This is a genomic window from Rhizobium sp. NLR22b, assembly GCF_019685295.1.
Taxonomy (GTDB): domain Bacteria; phylum Pseudomonadota; class Alphaproteobacteria; order Rhizobiales; family Rhizobiaceae; genus Rhizobium.
The window spans coordinates 73,467-92,519 of sequence record NZ_JABDWM010000017.1; the positions used below are offsets into that span (position 1 = coordinate 73,467).

11 protein-coding genes are annotated in these 19,053 nt (G+C 61.6%); 7 read left to right on the forward strand and 4 right to left on the reverse strand.

What is annotated here, in order from left to right; genetic code table 11:
• Positions 1-27: 27 nt before the first annotated feature.
• Positions 28-2,397: a DNA translocase FtsK gene (locus HJC00_RS24835; protein WP_221164741.1), complete on the reverse strand. Its 2,370-nt coding sequence runs from the start codon at positions 2,395-2,397 to the stop codon at positions 28-30.
• 170 nt (positions 2,398-2,567) lie between these two features.
• The gene (gene polA / locus HJC00_RS24840) at positions 2,568-5,567 is read right to left on the reverse strand and encodes a DNA polymerase I (RefSeq protein ID WP_221164742.1); all 3,000 of its coding nucleotides are present in this window, start codon (positions 5,565-5,567) and stop codon (positions 2,568-2,570) included.
• 404 nt (positions 5,568-5,971) lie between these two features.
• Here polA and HJC00_RS24845 point away from each other — a divergent pair, with 404 nt between their 5' ends.
• Positions 5,972-6,388, forward strand: a complete 417-nt coding sequence (locus HJC00_RS24845) for a MarR family winged helix-turn-helix transcriptional regulator (RefSeq protein WP_011423544.1) — start codon at positions 5,972-5,974, stop codon at positions 6,386-6,388.
• A 6-nt stretch (positions 6,389-6,394) separates the two neighbouring features.
• Here HJC00_RS24845 and HJC00_RS24850 read toward each other — a convergent pair whose 3' ends face one another.
• Positions 6,395-8,782: an EAL domain-containing protein gene (locus HJC00_RS24850; RefSeq protein ID WP_221156100.1), complete on the reverse strand. Its 2,388-nt coding sequence runs from the start codon at positions 8,780-8,782 to the stop codon at positions 6,395-6,397.
• Positions 8,783-8,993: 211 nt separating this feature from the next.
• Between HJC00_RS24850 and HJC00_RS24855 the strand changes: the two genes are divergently transcribed.
• The 6 genes from HJC00_RS24855 to HJC00_RS24880 all read left to right on the forward strand — a co-directional run bounded on the left by HJC00_RS24855 (position 8,994) and on the right by HJC00_RS24880 (position 18,292).
• Positions 8,994-10,382, forward strand: a complete 1,389-nt coding sequence (locus HJC00_RS24855) for a M20/M25/M40 family metallo-hydrolase (protein ID WP_210629627.1) — start codon at positions 8,994-8,996, stop codon at positions 10,380-10,382.
• 372 nt (positions 10,383-10,754) lie between these two features.
• Complete coding sequence (locus HJC00_RS24860) at positions 10,755-11,447, forward strand: SH3 domain-containing protein (protein ID WP_210629628.1); 693 nt, start codon at positions 10,755-10,757, stop codon at positions 11,445-11,447.
• 542 nt (positions 11,448-11,989) lie between these two features.
• Positions 11,990-14,317, forward strand: coding sequence for a transglycosylase domain-containing protein (locus HJC00_RS24865; protein ID WP_210629629.1), 2,328 nt, complete (start codon positions 11,990-11,992; stop codon positions 14,315-14,317).
• A gap of 282 nt (positions 14,318-14,599) precedes the next feature.
• Complete coding sequence (gene dnaK, locus HJC00_RS24870) at positions 14,600-16,516, forward strand: molecular chaperone DnaK (protein WP_221147668.1); 1,917 nt, start codon at positions 14,600-14,602, stop codon at positions 16,514-16,516.
• Between the two features lie 85 nt (positions 16,517-16,601).
• The gene (gene dnaJ, locus HJC00_RS24875; protein ID WP_221147667.1) at positions 16,602-17,729 is read left to right on the forward strand and encodes a molecular chaperone DnaJ; all 1,128 of its coding nucleotides are present in this window, start codon (positions 16,602-16,604) and stop codon (positions 17,727-17,729) included.
• A 362-nt stretch (positions 17,730-18,091) separates the two neighbouring features.
• The gene (locus HJC00_RS24880) at positions 18,092-18,292 is read left to right on the forward strand and encodes a hypothetical protein (protein WP_085776534.1); all 201 of its coding nucleotides are present in this window, start codon (positions 18,092-18,094) and stop codon (positions 18,290-18,292) included.
• 124 nt (positions 18,293-18,416) lie between these two features.
• Here HJC00_RS24880 and HJC00_RS24885 read toward each other — a convergent pair whose 3' ends face one another.
• Positions 18,417-18,782, reverse strand: coding sequence for a helix-turn-helix domain-containing protein (locus tag HJC00_RS24885; RefSeq protein ID WP_210629632.1), 366 nt, complete (start codon positions 18,780-18,782; stop codon positions 18,417-18,419).
• Between the last annotated feature and the right edge of the window lie 271 nt (positions 18,783-19,053).

Below are 19,053 nucleotides of genomic sequence, written 5' to 3' on the forward strand. Positions count from 1 at the left end.
GAGCCGTGACGGCGCTGCTCATGCCGATCAATCGCCCTCGCTCCGTCCGGAAACGATCTCGCGCTTGCCGACATGGTTTGCCGGGCCGACGAGACCTTCCTTCTCCATGCGCTCGACGAGCGAAGCGGCTCTGTTGTAACCGATGCCGAGGCGGCGCTGGATATAGGAGGTCGAGCACTTCTTGTCGCGCATGACGACCTTGACGGCCTGCTCGTAAAGCTCATTGCCATCCTCCGAAGCCATGGCGCTCTTGTCGAAAACGGCGCCGGCGTCTTCCTCTTCCGGCTCTTCCTCCTCGTCGGCCGTCACGGTGTCGAGATATTCGGGGCGCCCCTGCGTCTTCAGGTGCGCAACGACTTTCTCCACTTCGGCATCGGAGACGAAGGGACCGTGGACGCGGGCGATGCGTCCGCCGCCCTGCATATGCAGCATGTCGCCCTGGCCGAGCAGCTGTTCGGCGCCCTGCTCGCCGAGGATGGTGCGGCTGTCGATCTTCGAGGTGACCTGGAAGGAGATGCGGGTCGGGAAATTCGCCTTGATCGTGCCGGTGATGACATCGACCGACGGGCGCTGGGTCGCCATGATCAGATGAATGCCCGCGGCACGCGCCATCTGCGCCAGACGCTGGATCGCGCCCTCGATCTCTTTGCCGGCGACCATCATCAGATCGGCCATTTCGTCGACGATCACGACGATATAGGGCATCGGCGCAAGATCCAGCTCTTGGCTTTCCTCGATCGGCGCGCCGGTCTGCCGGTCGAAGCCGACCTGGACCATGATGTGGATGGTCTCGCCCTTTTCGCGCGCCTGGGAGACGCGGCCATTGTAACCGTCGATGTTGCGCACGCCGAGGCGCGACATCTTGCGATAACGCTCCTCCATTTCGCGCACGGCCCATTTCAGCGCCATGACCGCCTTCTTCGGATCGGTGACGACGGGCGTCAGCAGATGCGGAATGCCGTCATAGACGGAAAGCTCAAGCATCTTCGGGTCGACCATGATCAGTCTGCATTGTTCCGGCGTCATGCGGTAGAGCAGCGACAGGATCATCGTGTTGATGGCGACCGATTTGCCCGAGCCGGTGGTGCCGGCGACGAGCAGGTGCGGCATCTTCGCGAGCTCGGCGATCACAGGCTCACCGCCGATGGTCTTGCCGAGTCCGAGCGCCAGCTTATAGCCGCTCTTGTCGAAATCCTGGCTCTCGATCATCTCGCGGAAATAAACTGTTTCACGGGTGACATTCGGCAGCTCGATGCCGATGACGTTGCGGCCGGGAACGACGGCGACGCGAGCCGACAGCGCCGACATCGAGCGGGCGATATCATCGGCCAGGCCGATGACCCGCGACGACTTCACGCCGGGCGCCGGTTCGAATTCATAAAGGGTGACGACGGGGCCGGGGCGGACATGAATGATCTCTCCCTTGATGCCGAAATCCTCAAGCACGCTTTCCAGAAGGCCGGCATTCTGCTCCAGCGTCTCCTGCGACATGATCTCGCCGAGACGTTCAGGCGGCTCCTGCAAAAGAGCGCGCGGCGGGAATTCATAACCCGATGCATCGATCTTTTCAGGCCTCGCCGCAAGGCGCGGCGACGGCAGGACTGCGGCGACCGGGGGCGTAGGCCGAGACACGGGGGCGGCCTGGGGCACGAGGGCAGTCTGAGACTCTGGGGCGGCCTGAGGCACCGGCGTGACCTGAGGCATCGGCGCAGTCTGGGGCGCGGCCTGCGGCGCCGGTGCAGTCGCCGCCTCGCGGGTAGGCACGGGCCTTTCCAGGGAAATGGCCGCCGGCGGGCGCGGAGCTATCGGCGCGGGCGCTGCAGCCGGCGGCTGGACCGGTCGGGACGCCGCCTGAGTGGGCTTCGGCGCGCCCGGGCGCCATTCCATGATGCGAAACAGCGAGGTAATTGATTCGGGCGCGGTCTCGATCTTCGGAAGAATGATCGAGGGCGCGCGTACCGGTTCGCCCTCCTCGAAGGCCATGACTTCCCAGAAGGCAAAATCGGAAATCGAAGACAGTTCGGAAGCGACGCGCAGGGTGGGAGCCTCCAGCGCGGCGGCCGGCGGCTGCGGCGTCTCGGTCGTCTGAGCCGGTGCTGCGGCAGCTCCAGCGGGCTCCGGCAGGTAGATATCGAAGGGCACGTCGACCGTGACCGGTTCTATCCGTATCGCCTGCTGTTCCGCTTCCGGTTCGCTGCGAACGGGCTCGTTCGACGGGCGGCGGCGGCTGATCAGCGTTTCGGGCGTGCGGGTGAAGCGAACATTCGGCGCGAGCGAGAAGTTGCTCTGCCAGATCGGCGCCGGCGGCCTCTCGCCTGGATTTTCCTCCGGAAGCTCCGTTTCAATGCCGCTGGAAAAATCTGCGGCATCCGTCAAATTGGTTCTGGGAAAACGCATGCGTCCGCTACTCACTCATGCCTAACAAACTACGACCCTACCGGGATAGAAAAGGAAGGTTAATAAGTTCCTTCCAGCCGTATCGTTCCGATACGAACCAGGGAAGCACATCGTCGTGAATTCAATAAGTTAGGGGAAGCGGAAAAATCTTTTTCGTTTTGGGGAGGCGGTTAATGCGCCTCGTCCCAATTGCTGGCGGCGCGAGCATCGACCTTGAGCGGCACGCGCATTTCGAGCGCCGGCATCGTGGCGTTTTCCATGACGGAGACAATGACCGGCATCGCCTTTTCGACGTCCTCGTCCTCGACCTCGAAAATCAGCTCGTCATGCACCTGCAGCAGCATGCGCACACGCTCGGCAAGACCGGCTTCGGCCAGCGCCGGCTCCATCTTGATCATCGCCCGGCGGATGACGTCGGCAGCAGAGCCCTGGATCGGCGCGTTGATCGCCGCCCGTTCGTTGAAGGCGCGCACCGAAGGGTTGGAGGAGCGGATTTCGGGATAGTTGATGCGGCGGCCGAAGATCGTTTCGACATAACCCTTGTCGCGGGCCATCGCCTTGCGGCTTTCCATATAGTCGCGGATGCCGGGGAAGCGCTCGAAATATTTCTTGATGTAGTCGCCGGCTTCCGAGCGCTCGATCGAAAGCTGGTTGGCGAGGCCGAAGGCGGAGATGCCGTAGATGATGCCGAAATTGATCGCCTTGGCGCGGCGGCGCACCTCACCCGGCATGCCTTCGACCGGCACGCCGAACATTTCCGAGGCCGTCATGGCGTGAATGTCGACGCCATCTTCGAAGGCCTTGGTCAGCTGCGGGATCTCGGCCACATGGGCGAGCACCCGCAGTTCGATCTGGCTGTAGTCGGCGGAGATCAGCTTGTGACCCGGCGTCGAGATGAAGGCGGTGCGGATCCTGCGGCCCTCTGCGGTGCGCACCGGAATGTTCTGCAGGTTCGGTTCGGACGAGGACAGGCGCCCCGTGGTCGTCGAAGCCAGCGAATAGGAGGTGTGGACCCGCCTGGTTTCCGGATGGACATAGCCCGGAAGCGCGTCGGTATAGGTGGATTTCAGCTTGGTGAGCTGGCGCCAGTCGACGATCTTGCGCGGCAGCTCGAAACCGGCGGCGGCGAGGTCCTCGAGCACTGAGGCGGAGGTCGACCATTGTCCGGTCTTCGTCTTGCTGCCGCCGGCAAGTCCCATCTTGCCGAACAGGATGTCGCCCAGCTGCTTCGGCGAACCGATGTTGAAACGCTCGCCGGCGAGCTGGTAGATCTCGTCTTCCAGGCGCGCCGCACCCTGAGCCAGTTCGCCTGACAGCCGCGACAGGATCTGCCGGTCGACGGTGATGCCGCGCGCTTCCATACGCGCCAGCACCGGCAGCAGCGGCCGCTCCAGCCGCTCGTAGACGCTGGTCAGCCCCGTCGCCGCCAGCCGCGGCTTCAACACCAGCCACAGGCGCAGCGTCACGTCGGCGTCTTCAGCGGCATAATGGGTGGCGCGGTCGATATCGACCAGATCGAAGGTGACGTTCGCCTTGCCGCTGCCCGCCACATCCTTGTAGGGGATCGGCGTATGGCCGAGGAATTTTTCCGAGAGCGGATCCATGCCGTGAGCGCCGGTGCCGGCGTCGAGCACATACGAGATCAGCATCGTGTCGTCGAAACTCTTCGTCTCGATGCCGTAGCGCTTCATCAAGAGGTAGTCGTATTTCAGGTTCTGGGCGATCTTGAGGACCGATTCGTCCTCCAGCAATGCCTTCAGCCGCGGCAAGGCGTCACCCATGGGAATCTGGTTGTCGGCCAGGCCGCCGCCGAGCAGATCGCCGACGCCGTTCTTGTGGGCAAGCGGCACATAGGCGGCGCGAATCTTCGTTCCAGTGGGATCGCTGACATTGTCGGCGATCGCCATCGCAAAACCGACAAGCTCGGCCTGCATCGCATCCAGCGACGTGGTCTCGGTATCGAAAGCCACGAGGCCGGTGTCGCGCGCATCGGCGATCCATCGGTCGAGCGCCGCCAGATCGCGGATCGTCTCATAGGTCGAATGATCGAAAGGCAGCGCCGCAAAAGCCTCGGCCCGCGCTTTGGCTAGATCCGCCGGCGAAAAAGCGCCTTCGACACCGCTCTTTGCCTTCGCGCGCGGCGGCACGGGCACCGATTCGCCCGAAACGTCGGGGATGCCGCCGGCAACGGGCTCCGGCTCGGCCGCATCGAGATCGGGACCATGGGCCGCCTTACCCCATTCGATAGGGACGACCGCCGGTTCGATGGCGCTCGCATCGCAATCGCAGACTTCGGCGACGCGTCGGGTCAGCGACGTGAATTCCATCATCTTCAGGAAGCCGATGAGCTTCGGGCCGTTCTGCGGTTCCAGCACCAGCGCGTCGAGATCGAGATCAAGCGGCACGTCGGTGCGCAGCCGCACGAGTTCGCGCGAAAGCCGCGCCATCTCGATATTGGCAAGGATCGTCTCGCGGCGTTTGACCTGCTTGATCTCGGTGGCGCGATCGAGCAGCGTGTCGAGATCGCCATATTCCTCAAGGAGCTGGGCAGCCGTTTTCGGGCCGATGCCGGGAATGCCGGGAACATTGTCGACGGAGTCACCGGTCATCGCCTGCAGGTCGATCATCTTTTCCGGCGGCACGCCCCATTTCTCGACGACATCGGGAATGCCGATCTGCTTGTCCTTCATGCTGTCGTACATGTGGACATTTGAGGTGACGAGCTGCATCAGATCCTTGTCGGAGGAAACGATGGTGACATCGGCGCCCGCCGCCTCGGCCTGGCGGGCGTAGGTGGCGATGATATCGTCGGCCTCGAAGCCTTCGGTCTCGATGCAGGGCAGGTTGAAGGCGCGGGTCGCCTCTCTTATCAGGCCGAATTGCGGGATGAGCTCTTCCGGCGGGGCCGAGCGGTTCGCCTTGTAGGCGTCATAGAGATCCTTACGAAAGGTCTTGGCGGAATAGTCGAAAATGACGGCAAGATGGGTCGGCGTTACGCCGACATCGGTGTTGCGCGCATCCCTCAAGAGCTTCCACAGCATGTTGCAGAAACCGGAAACGGCGCCGACCGGCAGACCGTCGGTCTTGCGTGTCAGCGGCGGCAATGCGTGAAACGCCCGGAAGATGAAGCCGGAACCGTCGACTAGGAAGAGATGATCGCCTTTTTTCATGCGTGCATGGATAGCGCGGGCAGGAAACCAGGTCCATATAAAGTTCGGTGCACCAGGAGCGGAAAGGATTTCCGCTCACCAAACTGTTACCAATTTGTAACGTACCGTGACCCTTGAAAAACCACATTCGTAGCCACAAATCCATGTCACCGGCGCTTGATCGCGTCGCGGGTCTGATTACCGGCTTGTCCCCCGCCGCATCAGGCTTGGACAAAGGCCTTATCCCCCTCTCCGGGCCTTTGTCCCCATTTTAAAGTCGCCATGGCCAACCTCCAGGTCATGGCGACTTTTATTTTCCAGGTCCGCGCAGTTCCGGCTTACATTTTTTGCAGCATCCTCTGCGATTTGCTGCATTGTCTCCGGCACGGTTTTGAGCCTAACTTGCAATCATGGGATTTAACCGCATGGATTCGGGAGCTTACCTTGCCAGCCAGCTGGCGAAGGGTTTTGCCCGCTCGCTGCACCAGCGCGCGGTAGGGCTCGGTTTCTCTCCCGGCCAGTTTCCCATCCTGCTGGAACTCTGGGCCGAGGATGGGCTGACCCAGAAACAGCTTCTCGACCGAGTTGCTATCGAGCAGGCGACCATGGCCAACACGCTTTCGCGCATGGTCCGCGACGGGCTGATCGAACGCCGGCCGCATCCGTCCGACAAGCGGGCGCAGCTGATTTTCCTGACGCCGAAGGCCCGTGCCATGGAGGCTGAGGCGATCGAGACCGCGCGTGAGGCGGACCTGGCGCTGTTCAAAGGCTTTCGCGGATTCGAGCGCGAGCTGACGCTCGAATATATCCGCCGGCTGCTGGAAAACGCCAAGGCGCTCTGACCGGGACTACTCGCAGGCAAGACGCGTAGGTCGCCGCCACGGTGTTGACAGCGCGTCGGAGTCGGCCGTCGAGGACAGAAGACTTTTGCGGGCGGCGAGCTTGATGCTCGGCTCGATATCCGGCTTGCCGAGCAAAAAGCCCTGTACCTGGGCGCAGCCTTCTTCGACGACGATCTGGCGCTGCGTCTCGGTTTCGACGCCCTCCGTTACGACAGGCATGCCGAGGCTGTGGCCGAGACCGATGATTGCGCGCACGATCGAACGTGACGCAGCGTCATGTTCCAGCATGCCGGTGAAGCTGCGGTCGACCTTGATCTTGTCGAACGGGAAGGTTCGCAGGTTGGAAAGCGAGGAAAAACCGGTGCCGAAGTCGTCCATGACGATGTGAACACCCAGACTGCGCAGGCGCTGCAGCGTGGCCATCACCCGATCGCGGTCACGGATGAGAGCGGCTTCGGTGATTTCGATTTCCAGCCGGTCCGGCGCGAGCCCCGTTTCCTCGAGGATTGCCTCGATCCGCTCGCAAAGGTTCGGCAGCATGAACTGCACCGGCGAGACATTGACGGCGATCGTCAGCGGATGCGGCCAGCGCGCAGCCTCTGTACAGGCCTCGCGCAGCACCCATTCGCCGAGCTGGACGATCGATCCGCTTTCCTCGGCGATTGGAATGAAGACATCCGGCTCGCTGATGCCGTGCCCCGGCCGGTTCCAGCGCATCAAGGCCTCATAACCGCTGACCTCGCCGCTAAGCGCACCGTAAATCGGCTGATAGCAGACATGGATCTGATTGCGGGTGATGGCGTGGCGCAGTTCGCTTTCGATTTGGCGGCGGGCTCGCGTGGCCTCGTCCATTTCCGCATCGAAGAAACAGGCCTTTCCGCGGCCGCCGTGTTTGACCCGATAGAGTGCGATATCGGCATTGTTGCAGATCTCGTCGACATCACGTCCGTCGGCCGGGTAAAGGGCGATGCCGAGGCTGACGCCGACGGCGGTGGGGTCGCGCGCCGTATCCATCTCGGCGGCGAATTCGTCGAGGATCGCGGCTGCGAGCTTCTGTGCGGCCGCCGGTTGCTGTCCGGCGGGCTGGATGATGGCAAATTCATCGCCACCGAGACGGGCGATCGTATCGCTTTCATCAGCGACGCGACGGAGAATCGAGGCGACCTTGCGGAGAATTCGGTCGCCCTCGGCATGGCCGAAAATATCGTTGACGCTCTTGAACCGATCGAGATCGATGTAGAAGAGAGCCACCTTGCTGCTCTTTCGTTCGGCCATCTGCAGCGCCTGGCGGATGCGCGTATCGAACAACGACCGGTTGGGAAGATCGGTCAGAACATCGTGGTGGGCGAGATGTTCTATCATCTCTTCGGCCTGCCTGCGCTCCGTCAGATCGCGCACCGCCAGCACGTCACAATTGTGACCGCGATAGACGATCCGGCTCGTATTCACTTCGACGGCGATCTCCTTGCCGCTGCTGGTGCTGAGCAAGGTCTCGCCGGGCCTGTTCTGCCCCTGGATGACGGTCAAGGCAGCGGACGCCGCCTTGCCGGCAAGATCGGCAAGCTTCCAGCCGGAAAGAGCCTGGAAGCGTTCATTGGCATCGATGATCCTGCCATCGCGCAGGATCAGCAATCCTTCCTGTGAGGCATTGGCGAGCCCTCTCAGATCCGTCAGATGGCTTTCGATAAAGACCACCGCGATAGCGGTCAGAATGAGAGCGGTCGCCGCTACCACCACGATCGCCGCCAGCAGACTGGTATCGAGCACCATCGCCGGAACCTCTTTGCCGGGATCCGGCACGAGCGTGATGCTTGCCATCGAAATGAAGTGGAGAGCGCAGATTGCAAGGACGAAGGTGACGGACGAGGTGAGGAGCCGCCTCGGGCCCCTCCACCGGAAGAAGGCGTGGAAGGCAGCGCTCGACAGCAGCGCCCCCGCCAGAACCGCACTCAGCGTCATGTAGGGATCATAGACGATTACCGCCTGTGTCTCGATCGCCTGCATACCGGTCAGGTGCATCGAGGCGATGCCGAGCGCCATCAGGACGCCGCCGCGGATGCGCGAAAACCTGCCGCGGCTCTCCGAAGCGACGACGATCGCCGCCCACGAACCGGCAACCGACAGGAGGAAGGAAAGCGCCGTCAGCCCCAGTTGGTAGCTGATCGGCATGCCGCCGTCATAGGCCAGCATCGCGATGAAGTGCGTTGCCCATACGCCGGTGCCGAAGGCGAAAGCCGAGGCGCCGATCCAGAGCTTGCGGCGCCCGGCATCGCATTCTTGAGCGCGCGAAAGTGGCAGCATTGCTGCCATCGCGCCGACCAGACAAACCGCGGCGGCCGCAAGTACCAGCCGCCAATCATGATCGTCCCGAATACATGTAATGACCGAAAACATCCGTCCCCCCGAACAGCTGAATTCAGTCAGATTATTTAGGTTGTACTAAATAACTGTAAATTGAATTAGAAGCTTCTTCTATATTAACCGGCAATCTTCTTGCACCCCGATCCGGATATGGCCGCGTTCGCGCCGCCCATTTTGCTTTTCCGCCTCGCCTGCCTTCCTCGTTTGGTCTATCGTCCGGCCAAATTTCAAAAAGGAGTCGACAATGGCGGATCTACAACAGGTGCTTGCGCGCGCGGATCACAACCTTTCCTCAAGCCTCGAAAAGCTGTTCGAGCTTCTGCGCATCCAGTCGATTTCCACCGATCCCGTCTACAAGGCCGAATGCCGAAAGGCAGCCGAATGGCTGGTCGCCTATCTCGAAGGCCTTGGCTTTACCGCCTCGGTGCGTGACACTCCGGGCCATCCGATGGTGGTCGCCCACCATGGCGGCGCTTCCGCCGACGCGCCGCATGTGCTTTTCTACGGCCATTATGACGTGCAGCCGGTCGACCCGATCGAGCTCTGGGAAAACGATCCCTTCGAGCCATCGATCAAGGATGTCGGCGATGGCCGCAAGATCCTGACCGGGCGCGGCACCTCCGACGACAAGGGCCAGTTGATGACCTTCGTCGAAGCCTGCCGCGCCTATAAGGAGATCAACGGCGCACTTCCCTGCCGCATCACCATTCTGTTCGAGGGTGAGGAGGAATCGGGCTCACCGTCCTTGAAGCCTTTCCTCGAAGCAAACGCCTCCGAACTCAAGGCCGATTATGCGCTTGTCTGCGATACCGGCATGTGGGACCGCGATACGCCGGCAATCGCCGCGGCACTGCGCGGCCTCGTCGGCGAGGAGGTGGTCGTGACGGCCGCCGACCGCGACCTGCATTCCGGCCTCTTCGGCGGTGCTGCGGCCAATCCGATCCATATTCTCGTCGAGGCGCTTGCCGGCCTGCATGACGAGACGGGCCGCATCACGCTCGACGGTTTCTACGACGGCGTCGAGGAAACGCCCGACAACATCAAGGCGTCATGGGAGACGCTCGGCAAGACGGCCGAGAGCTTCCTCGGTGAAGTCGGCCTTTCCATTCCCTCCGGCGAAAAGGGCCGGTCGGTGCTGGAACTCACCTGGGCAAGGCCGACGGCCGAAGTCAACGGCATCTGGGGCGGATATACCGGCGAAGGCTTCAAGACGGTCATCGCCGCCAAGGCCTCGGCAAAGGTTTCGTTCCGGCTCGTCGGTACCCAGGATCCGGCTGCTATCCGCGAAGCTTTCCGCAGCTATGTCAGGTCGAAAATTCCGGCCGACTGCTCGGTGGAATTCCATCCGCATGGCGGCTCGCCGGCGATTCGTCTCTCCTATGATTCGCCTGTTCTGACCAAGGCGAAGACGGCGCTTTCCGACGAATGGCCGAAACCTGCCATCGTCATCGGCATGGGCGGCTCGATCCCGATCGTCGGCGATTTCCAGAAGATGCTCGGCATGGAATCACTGCTCGTCGGTTTCGGTCTCAGCGACGACCGCATCCATTCGCCGAACGAGAAATACGAGCTTGTTTCCTATCACAAGGGCATCCGCTCCTGGGTGCGTATCCTTCAGGCACTGGCCGGCTGAAGGGCAATGGCGTGCCTGACCAGGAAAACAAAAACAAAAGGCCGGTCGCCCGGCCTTTCGTCATCCGCTCGGCTCGGTGCCAGTTCATCCGTGGTCAAGGAGCAAGCAGGTATTGACGCCAGATTGCAGCCGCAAGGTTAACAGAGCGTTAACGCTTCGAACGCAACCGATTTCCGGGACGAGCATGAGAGCACAAATCTCCCCCCGTTCAAGCTACGTTCATCGCGCTCAATCTATAAAGCATTGAAAGACAAGCGAATGATGACGCCCTAACAAATGCCGGCGATCGCTCTATCTTTTGTTCCAGATGGCATATGCCAAGGAAACGCAGCCGAGTGCTGCCTGAAAACACGCCAACGAGGAGTAAGAAGCGTGAAAAACCTGATCGTCAAGATAGCCGGGGCCGCGCTGCTGTTGCTGGCTCCGGCAATCGCGCAGGCCGCCGAGGGTTACTCGACGGCAAACGTCAATATGCGTGCGGGTCCGAGCACCCGGTATCCCGCCGTCGCCGTCATACCCGCCGGATCATCGGTCGAAATTCGCGGCTGCCTTTCCAACGTCAACTGGTGTGACGTCGAGTTCTATGGCGGCCGCGGCTGGGTCTCGGGCCAGTACGTGCAGGCAGTCTACCAGCAACGCCGCGTCTATGTCGGGCCGGAATATTATCGCCCGCTGGGCATTCCAATGGTCACCTTCAGCGTCGGCAATTATTGGGACCGTTACTACCGCCATCGCGATTTCTATCGCGAGCGCGACCGCTGGAGCCGCGGCCCCGACTATTATTACCGCAACCGCGACGGCGATTATTACCGCAACCGCGACGGCGATTATTACCGTGACCGCGATCGCGGTTATTATTCCCGCGACCGCGACTACCGGGAACGCAACCGGGACTGGCGCGACGATGATCGCAGAGAGGAAGTCCGCCGGCCCGAGCGTCGGAAAACCGACACGGATTTCCGTGACCTGCCGCAGTTCAGAGGTGGTAAGGCCGACACCCACAATCGTCCGGATCCAAGGGCTTCGCCTTTCGTCTGCCGTCCGGGCGATCCCGCCTGCGACTGAAACATTGAGGGCGGCAGCGATGCCGCCCTTTCTGCGTCACGGGGTGCTCTTGCGAAAATGGAGCTAAGAAAGAGCCCGGCGCTCCTTGGGGGGATGCACCGGGCCTGATGTCGATCGGCGCGCGTTGAGGGGAGACGGCCGATCAATCGCGGGACGTGAGGGGCTGTCCCGCTTCCCCATAAACAATCGTCGAGCCTATTGGTTCCGCTCGCCGCATAATTCCTTAAACCGGAAATCCTGTTTGCTCGGCCGGCGCAACGCGTCCCTATCTCTCTGGTCATGACCATGCGGCTTCGACAATGCGCCGGGCGCTTGTCGGCCTTTAACACCCCGTTAAATCGCCGCAATTACAGTTCACTCGGATGATCGCGTCGCCCGCTGCATAGTTCCTTAAATCGAAACCAGTTTAAGGAAAAAATTATGCAGCACTTCAAAGTGCTACAGCGTCCTTCGCGCGTCTAAAGACACGCCCGGCGCTGTAATAGGGGCGCCGTTATGCGAAGTGGGCTTCGCGATCGAACAGGGGATGCGACCGGTCCGCGATGGCAGGCAGAGGCAAATCAGGCGACAGAATCGAACCGTCCTTCAGCGGCCGCCCGGCCCGCGAAGATGATGAATTTTCGCTCGACGCCGATGACCGCGTCATCGGAAGTGGATCCGTGCGCCGCGGCGGCTCCAAGCCGCCGCCGCAGCGTGCCGCCCGCCAGCGGCGGCGCGAGCCGCGGGAGCGTGAGGGCGGCGGCCTTTTCGGCTTCTTGCGCCGCGTGGTCTATTGGTGCGTCGTGCTTTTCATCTGGGCCGGCATCGGCATTGCCGGGCTCGTCCTCTACTACGGCTCGCGCATGCCGAGCGCCAGCACATGGGCGATTCCCGAGCGGCCGCCGAACGTCAAGATCACCGCCGTCGACGGCAGCGTCATTGCCAATCGCGGCGCCACCGGCGGCGAGGCGCTGTCGCTGGAAAACATGTCGCCCTATATTCCGGAGGCCGTCATCGCGATCGAGGACCGGCGCTTCTATTCGCATTTCGGCGTCGATCCGCTCGGCCTCGGCCGGGCGATCGTCACCAACTTCACGGCCGGCCACATGGTGCAGGGCGGCTCGACGCTGACCCAGCAGCTTGCCAAGAACCTCTTCCTCTCTCCCGAGAGAACACTGGAGCGCAAGGTGCAGGAGGTTCTGCTCGCGCTGTGGCTGGAGCAGAAATATACCAAGGACCAGATCCTTGCGATGTATCTCAACCGGGTGTTCTTCGGATCGAACGCCTATGGCGTCGAGGCAGCGTCGAGGCGCTATTTCAACAAATCGGCGCGGGATGTGAACCTCGGCGAGGCAGCAGTGCTGGCAGGCCTGCTCAAGGCGCCGTCGCGGCTTTCGCCGGCCCGCGACGCGGAAGCGGCGAATGCGCGCGCCCAGCTCGTGCTCGCGGCCATGCGCGAGCAGGGTTTCATCACCGATTCCGAGGTCAAGACAGCAATGTCGCAGACCCCGGCTTCGGCCAAGAGCTACTGGTCGGGCGCCGGGCATTACGTCGCCGACATGGTCATGGACGAGCTGCCGGGCCTGATCGGCGACGTCAAGGAAGACATCATCGTCGATACGACGATCGACAAATCGCTGGAGAAGAAGGCTGAGCAGTCGCTGGTCGACGTGCTCGACAAGGAGGGCGGCAAGCTCGATGCCTCACAGGCGGCCCTGGTTTCGATCGACGGCACCGGGGCGATCCGGGCACTCGTCGGCGGCAGAGACTATGCGACGAGCCAGTTCAACCGCGCCGTCAAGGCCAAGCGTCAACCGGGATCTTCGTTCAAGCCCTTCGTCTATACCGCGGCGCTGGAAAAAGGGCTGACGCCTTTTTCGGTGTTCAACGACGCGCCGATCCGCATCGGCGACTGGACGCCGGAGAATTACGAAAAGAAATACAATGGCGAAGTGACGCTGGCGACCGCGCTCGCCAAGTCGCTGAACACGGTGGCCGCGCAGCTGGTGATGTATGACGGGCCGGATCAGGTGATCAAGCTCGCCCACCGGCTCGGGATCGAAAGCGAGCTGCAGCCGAACGCCTCGATTGCGCTCGGGACGTCCGAAGTGTCGTTGATGGAATTGACCGCCTCCTATGCCGCCTTCATGAACGGCGGCTACAAGGCGACGCCGCACGTCATCCGCCGGGTGACGACCGCCGAGGGCAAGGTTCTCTACGAAAATACTTATGACAGTCCGCCGCGCGTGCTTTCCGAGCAGATCGCCGCGCAAATGGATACGATGATGATGGGCGTCATCGAGAACGGCACCGGCAAGAGTGCTAAGATTCCCGGCTGGCAGGCGGCGGGCAAGACCGGCACGACGCAGAATTCGCGCGACGCGCTGTTCGTCGGCTTCACCAGCAATCTCACGACAGGCGTCTGGTTCGGCAATGACGACGGCAAACCAATGAAAAAGGTGACCGGCGGCGGTCTTCCTGCCAAGGCCTGGAAGGAATTCATGATCGCCGCCCACAAGGGTCTTTCGCCGGCACCGCTCTTCGGTAACGGCCAGCTGATCGACAATCCGAACAGCGGTCAGCCGATGGCGCAGGCAACGCCCGACGGCGGGCAGCCGGTCACGGCCGAAGTGCCGCCGCCAACGACGATCGGCGGCATCATTTCCGGCGTCTTCGGCGGCGGCGAGAATGCCGAGCGTTATCCGCAGGCGCCTGTCCGGCAACCGCGGGCAAGCCCCGGAAACGGCCCTGTTCCTCCTGCAGACGTTGCCGAAGGCGGCGGTTCAAGCTACGACGGCATCGTGCCGCCCGGCGATGTCGGTGGGCCGCAGACGACCTCGTCGGTGCAGCCTCGGCGCACGACTCTGCTCGATCTGATCATGGGTCAATGAGATTCCGTGCTGCATGCCCGGCGCAGGCCACATTTCCTAGAAATCGCACGCTTCCGGGGGATCGGGCGGCCTCTTTCCCGGCTGCTGCGAAAATTGAAGGCAACACATTCGTTTTGCTGGATTCCGGGCTATTTCCCGCCTTGCAGTCCAGAAAACCGCTCCTTATATACGCCGCATCACCGCAATCACGATTGCGTAATCTCAAATAGACCCATCCCGTAAGGGGCTGTCAGGGAAATGCCTTCTGGGGGTTCCGACAGCTTGCTTCAAGGAGAGAATGACATGGCAAAAGTAATTGGTATCGACCTTGGAACGACGAATTCCTGCGTCGCAGTCATGGACGGCAAGGACGCAAAGGTCATCGAGAATGCGGAAGGTGCGCGCACGACCCCTTCCATGGTGGCCTTTTCCGACGATGGCGAGCGCCTCGTCGGCCAGCCGGCCAAGCGCCAGGCGGTCACCAACCCGACGAACACGCTCTTTGCGGTCAAGCGCCTGATCGGCCGCCGCTACGAAGACCCGACCGTCGAGAAGGACAAGCATCTCGTTCCCTTCAGCATCGTCAAGGGCGACAATGGCGACGCCTGGGTCGAAGCCAATGGCAAGGGCTACTCGCCCGCACAGATTTCCGCGATGATCCTTCAGAAGATGAAGGAAACCGCCGAATCCTATCTCGGTGAAAAGGTCGAGAAAGCCGTCATCACTGTTCCCGCCTACTTCAACGACGCGCAGCGCCAGGCAACCAAGGATGCCGGCAGGATCGCCGGTCTCGAAGTGCTGCGCATCATCAACGAGCCGACCGCTGCCGCTCTCGCCTACGGCCTCGACAAGAAGGACGGCAAGACGATCGCCGTCTACGACCTTGGCGGCGGCACCTTCGATATTTCGATCCTCGAGATCGGCGACGGCGTCTTCGAAGTGAAGTCCACCAACGGCGATACCTTCCTCGGCGGTGAAGACTTCGACATGCGCCTCGTCGAATATCTCGTTGCCGAATTCAAGAAGGACAACGGCATCGACCTGAAGAACGACAAGCTTGCCCTGCAGCGCCTCAAGGAAGCTGCCGAAAAGGCGAAGATCGAACTGTCGTCCTCGCAGCAGACCGAAATCAACCTGCCGTTCATCACGGCTGACGCCTCCGGTCCGAAGCACCTGACGCTGAAGCTGACCCGCGCCAAGCTCGAGAGCCTGGTCGACGATCTCGTCCAGCGCACGATCGCTCCGTGCAAAGCGGCTCTCAAGGATGCCGGCGTCACCGCTGCCGAAATCGACGAAGTGGTCCTCGTCGGCGGCATGAGCCGCATGCCGAAGGTGCAGGAAGTCGTCAAGCAGCTGTTCGGCAAGGAGCCGCACAAGGGCGTCAATCCGGATGAAGTGGTTGCGCTCGGCGCCGCCATCCAGGCCGGCGTTCTGCAGGGCGACGTCAAGGATGTCCTGCTGCTCGACGTCACCCCGTTGTCGCTCGGCATTGAGACACTCGGCGGCGTCTTCACCCGTCTGATCGAACGCAACACGACAATCCCGACCAAGAAGAGCCAGACCTTCTCGACCGCCGAAGACAACCAGCAGGCCGTCACCATCCGCGTTTCGCAGGGCGAACGCGAAATGGCTGCCGACAACAAGCTGCTCGGCCAGTTCGACCTCGTCGGCCTGCCGCCGTCGCCGCGCGGCGTGCCGCAGATCGAAGTCACCTTTGACATCGACGCCAACGGCATCGTGCAGGTTTCGGCCAAGGACAAGGGCACCGGCAAGGAACAGCAGATCCGCATCCAGGCTTCCGGCGGCCTCTCCGACGCCGACATCGAAAAGATGGTGAAGGATGCCGAATCCCACGCTGCCGAAGACAAGAAGCGCCGCGAGACCGTGGAAGCCAAGAACCAGGCCGAGAGCCTGATCCACTCCACGGAAAAGTCGCTGAAGGATTACGGCGACAAGGTCTCCGAAGCCGACCGCACCGCCATCTCGGATGCGATCGCCGCGCTGAAGTCCTCGACCGAGGCAACCGAAGCCGACGCCGAAGACATCAAGGCCAAGACCCAGACGCTGATGGAAGTTTCCATGAAGCTCGGCCAGGCGATCTATGAAGCACAGCAGGCCGAAGGCGGCGCTGCTGCCGATACCTCCGCGGAAGGCGGCGACAATGTCGTCGACGCCGACTACGAGGAAATCAAGGACGACGACCGCAAGAAGTCCGCGTAATCCGCGGCGGCGTGGTTATGCTTCAACACCTGATCCGGCTGCTCACCATGGCAGCCGGAAATCCATTTCCGGGGTTTAATCCTTAATGGCAAAAGCGGACTTTTACGAAACTCTGGGTGTAGCCAAATCGGCGGACGAGAAAGAGCTGAAGAGCGCCTTCCGAAAGCTGGCGATGAAATATCATCCGGACAAGAACCCGGATGACAAGGAAGCCGAACGGAAGTTCAAGGAAATCAACGAAGCCTATGAAATGCTCAAGGACCCGCAGAAGCGGGCAGCCTATGATCGTTATGGCCACGCAGCCTTTGAGCATGGCGGCATGGGCGGCGGTGGCGGCGGCTTTGCCGGCGGCGGCTTCTCCGACATCTTCGAGGATATTTTCGGCGAGATGATGGGCGGCGGACGGGCGCGCCAGCGCTCGTCGGGAGGCCGCGAACGCGGCGCCGATCTTCGCTACAATATGGAAATAACGCTGGAAGAGGCTTTCTCGGGCAAGACGGCGCAGATCCGCGTTCCCACCTCCATCACCTGCGACGTCTGTTCGGGTTCAGGCGCCAAGCCCGGCACGCAACCGAAGAACTGCGGCACCTGCCAGGGCACGGGCCGCGTGCGCGCGGCGCAGGGTTTCTTCTCGATCGAGCGGACCTGCCCGACCTGCCACGGCCGTGGCCAGATCATTCCCGATCCGTGTCCGAAGTGCCACGGCCAGGGCCGGGTGACGGAAGAGCGGTCACTCTCGGTCAATATTCCCGCCGGCATCGAGGACGGCACGCGCATCCGCCTACAGGGCGAGGGCGAAGCCGGGGCTCGCGGCGGACCGGCCGGCGATCTTTATATCTTCCTGTCGGTGAAGCCGCATGAATTCTACCAGCGTGACGGAGCCGACCTCTATTGCGCCGTGCCGATCTCGATGACGACGGCTGCTCTCGGCGGAACCTTCGACGTAGCGACACTCGACGGCACCAAATCGCGGGTGAGCGTGCCTGAGGGCACGCAGGCCGGCAAACAGTTCCGTCTCAAGGGCAAGGGCATGCCGGTGCTGCGTTCGGCGCAGACGGGCGACCTTTATATCCAGATCCAGATCGAGACACCGCAAAAGCTCACCAAGCGTCAGCGCGAACTGCTGCAGGAATTCGAGCAGATTTCTTCCAAGGAGAACAATCCGGAGTCGACGGGTTTCTTTGCCCGGATGAAGGAATTCTTCGAAGGCTGAGCCGTCGATCGATAGGCAATCGCGAAAGCCGGGGACGGAAACGTCTCCGGCTTTTTTTGCACCCGCAAATCCTGATTTGGGACATGGGCAGTTCATGCCAGGCGATCTGTTCCAGATCTGCCGCGCAATCTGTTCCAGATCGACACGGTGCCCGCTCGGAACAGGAACTTGCGTTAACGCAGCCCGATGATGCCGCTTGCAAGTTTTTAAAATGACTCCAATCTCTGCTGTCAGCGCATGACCCAGGAGCTCGGAATCGATGTCAGGGGGGTGATGCGCAGTTTCAGAGCGACAGAGCGTTTCCCGCGCGTCCAATTGGACGCAGGCGCTCTAACGGGGACCACGAAGCAAGAGTATTCATCATGGCGCCAGCCTTTTCCTCTCAGTCCGAAGATGTCGACGTTCTCGCCGGCGCCATTTACACATGGTGTGCCGAGCGCAATATCAAGCTTCGCAGCCAGCAGGGCCTTTCCATCGCCAGTATCGCGATCGACCTCTACCACGCCGGCCACCAGACGCAGGACGACCTGCTAACGGCGTTGCATGGGTGCGAGATTCACTGATTCACCAACGCGTCGCGAAATGCGTCTACCGCTGGGGACAGGCAGCCCCCGACATCGCTCGGAGGTCATCCCTGTCTGAAGAAGTCTTGCTTCTCCCGAAGGTCAGCTAACCGCTTCAGCGGAGTCAGGCGGCGCTATCGACCGCTTCGCCGCTCATCAGTGTAAGGATTGTCTTGACCGCTTCCTTGCCTGCCGCCGAATTCAGCTTGTCGTAGCTCAGCGCAAGGGCATAGGCATCAGGGCTGAGTTCGATACGGCCGCCGAATTCCGATATATCGGTCCCCTCGAAGAGGGCGGCGATCTCGACGCCGAGAAAAACCGCGATCTGATGCAGCTTGCTGGCTGAAACCCGGTTCGTTCCCTTCTCATATTTCTGGATCTGCTGGAAAGTCAGTCCGAGTGCTTCACCGAGCTCGAGCTGGGAAACACGACGAATGGCGCGAAGCTGTCTGATGTTGCGACCAACGATGATATCGACCGGATCTGGCACTTCACCACTCTCTTATACATGAACCTTTTGTTCACCATATCGTTTTCCCGAGATAAGGCAATCCTGTAGTTGCAAAATTCAACCGACTTTTTCCAGGCGTCACGTTACGTCAGCAAACGTCGAGAAATGCCGCAGAAGCCCTGTCATCCAGGTGATCAGAGAGCGACGACGACGGCTGTCGTCGGTAAGGACGGCCAATCTCGACGCCTCGGATTCGGTTGTATTTTTCGCGGGTTCGAGAAAACCGTACCGAAAAGTTCCGGAATTGACC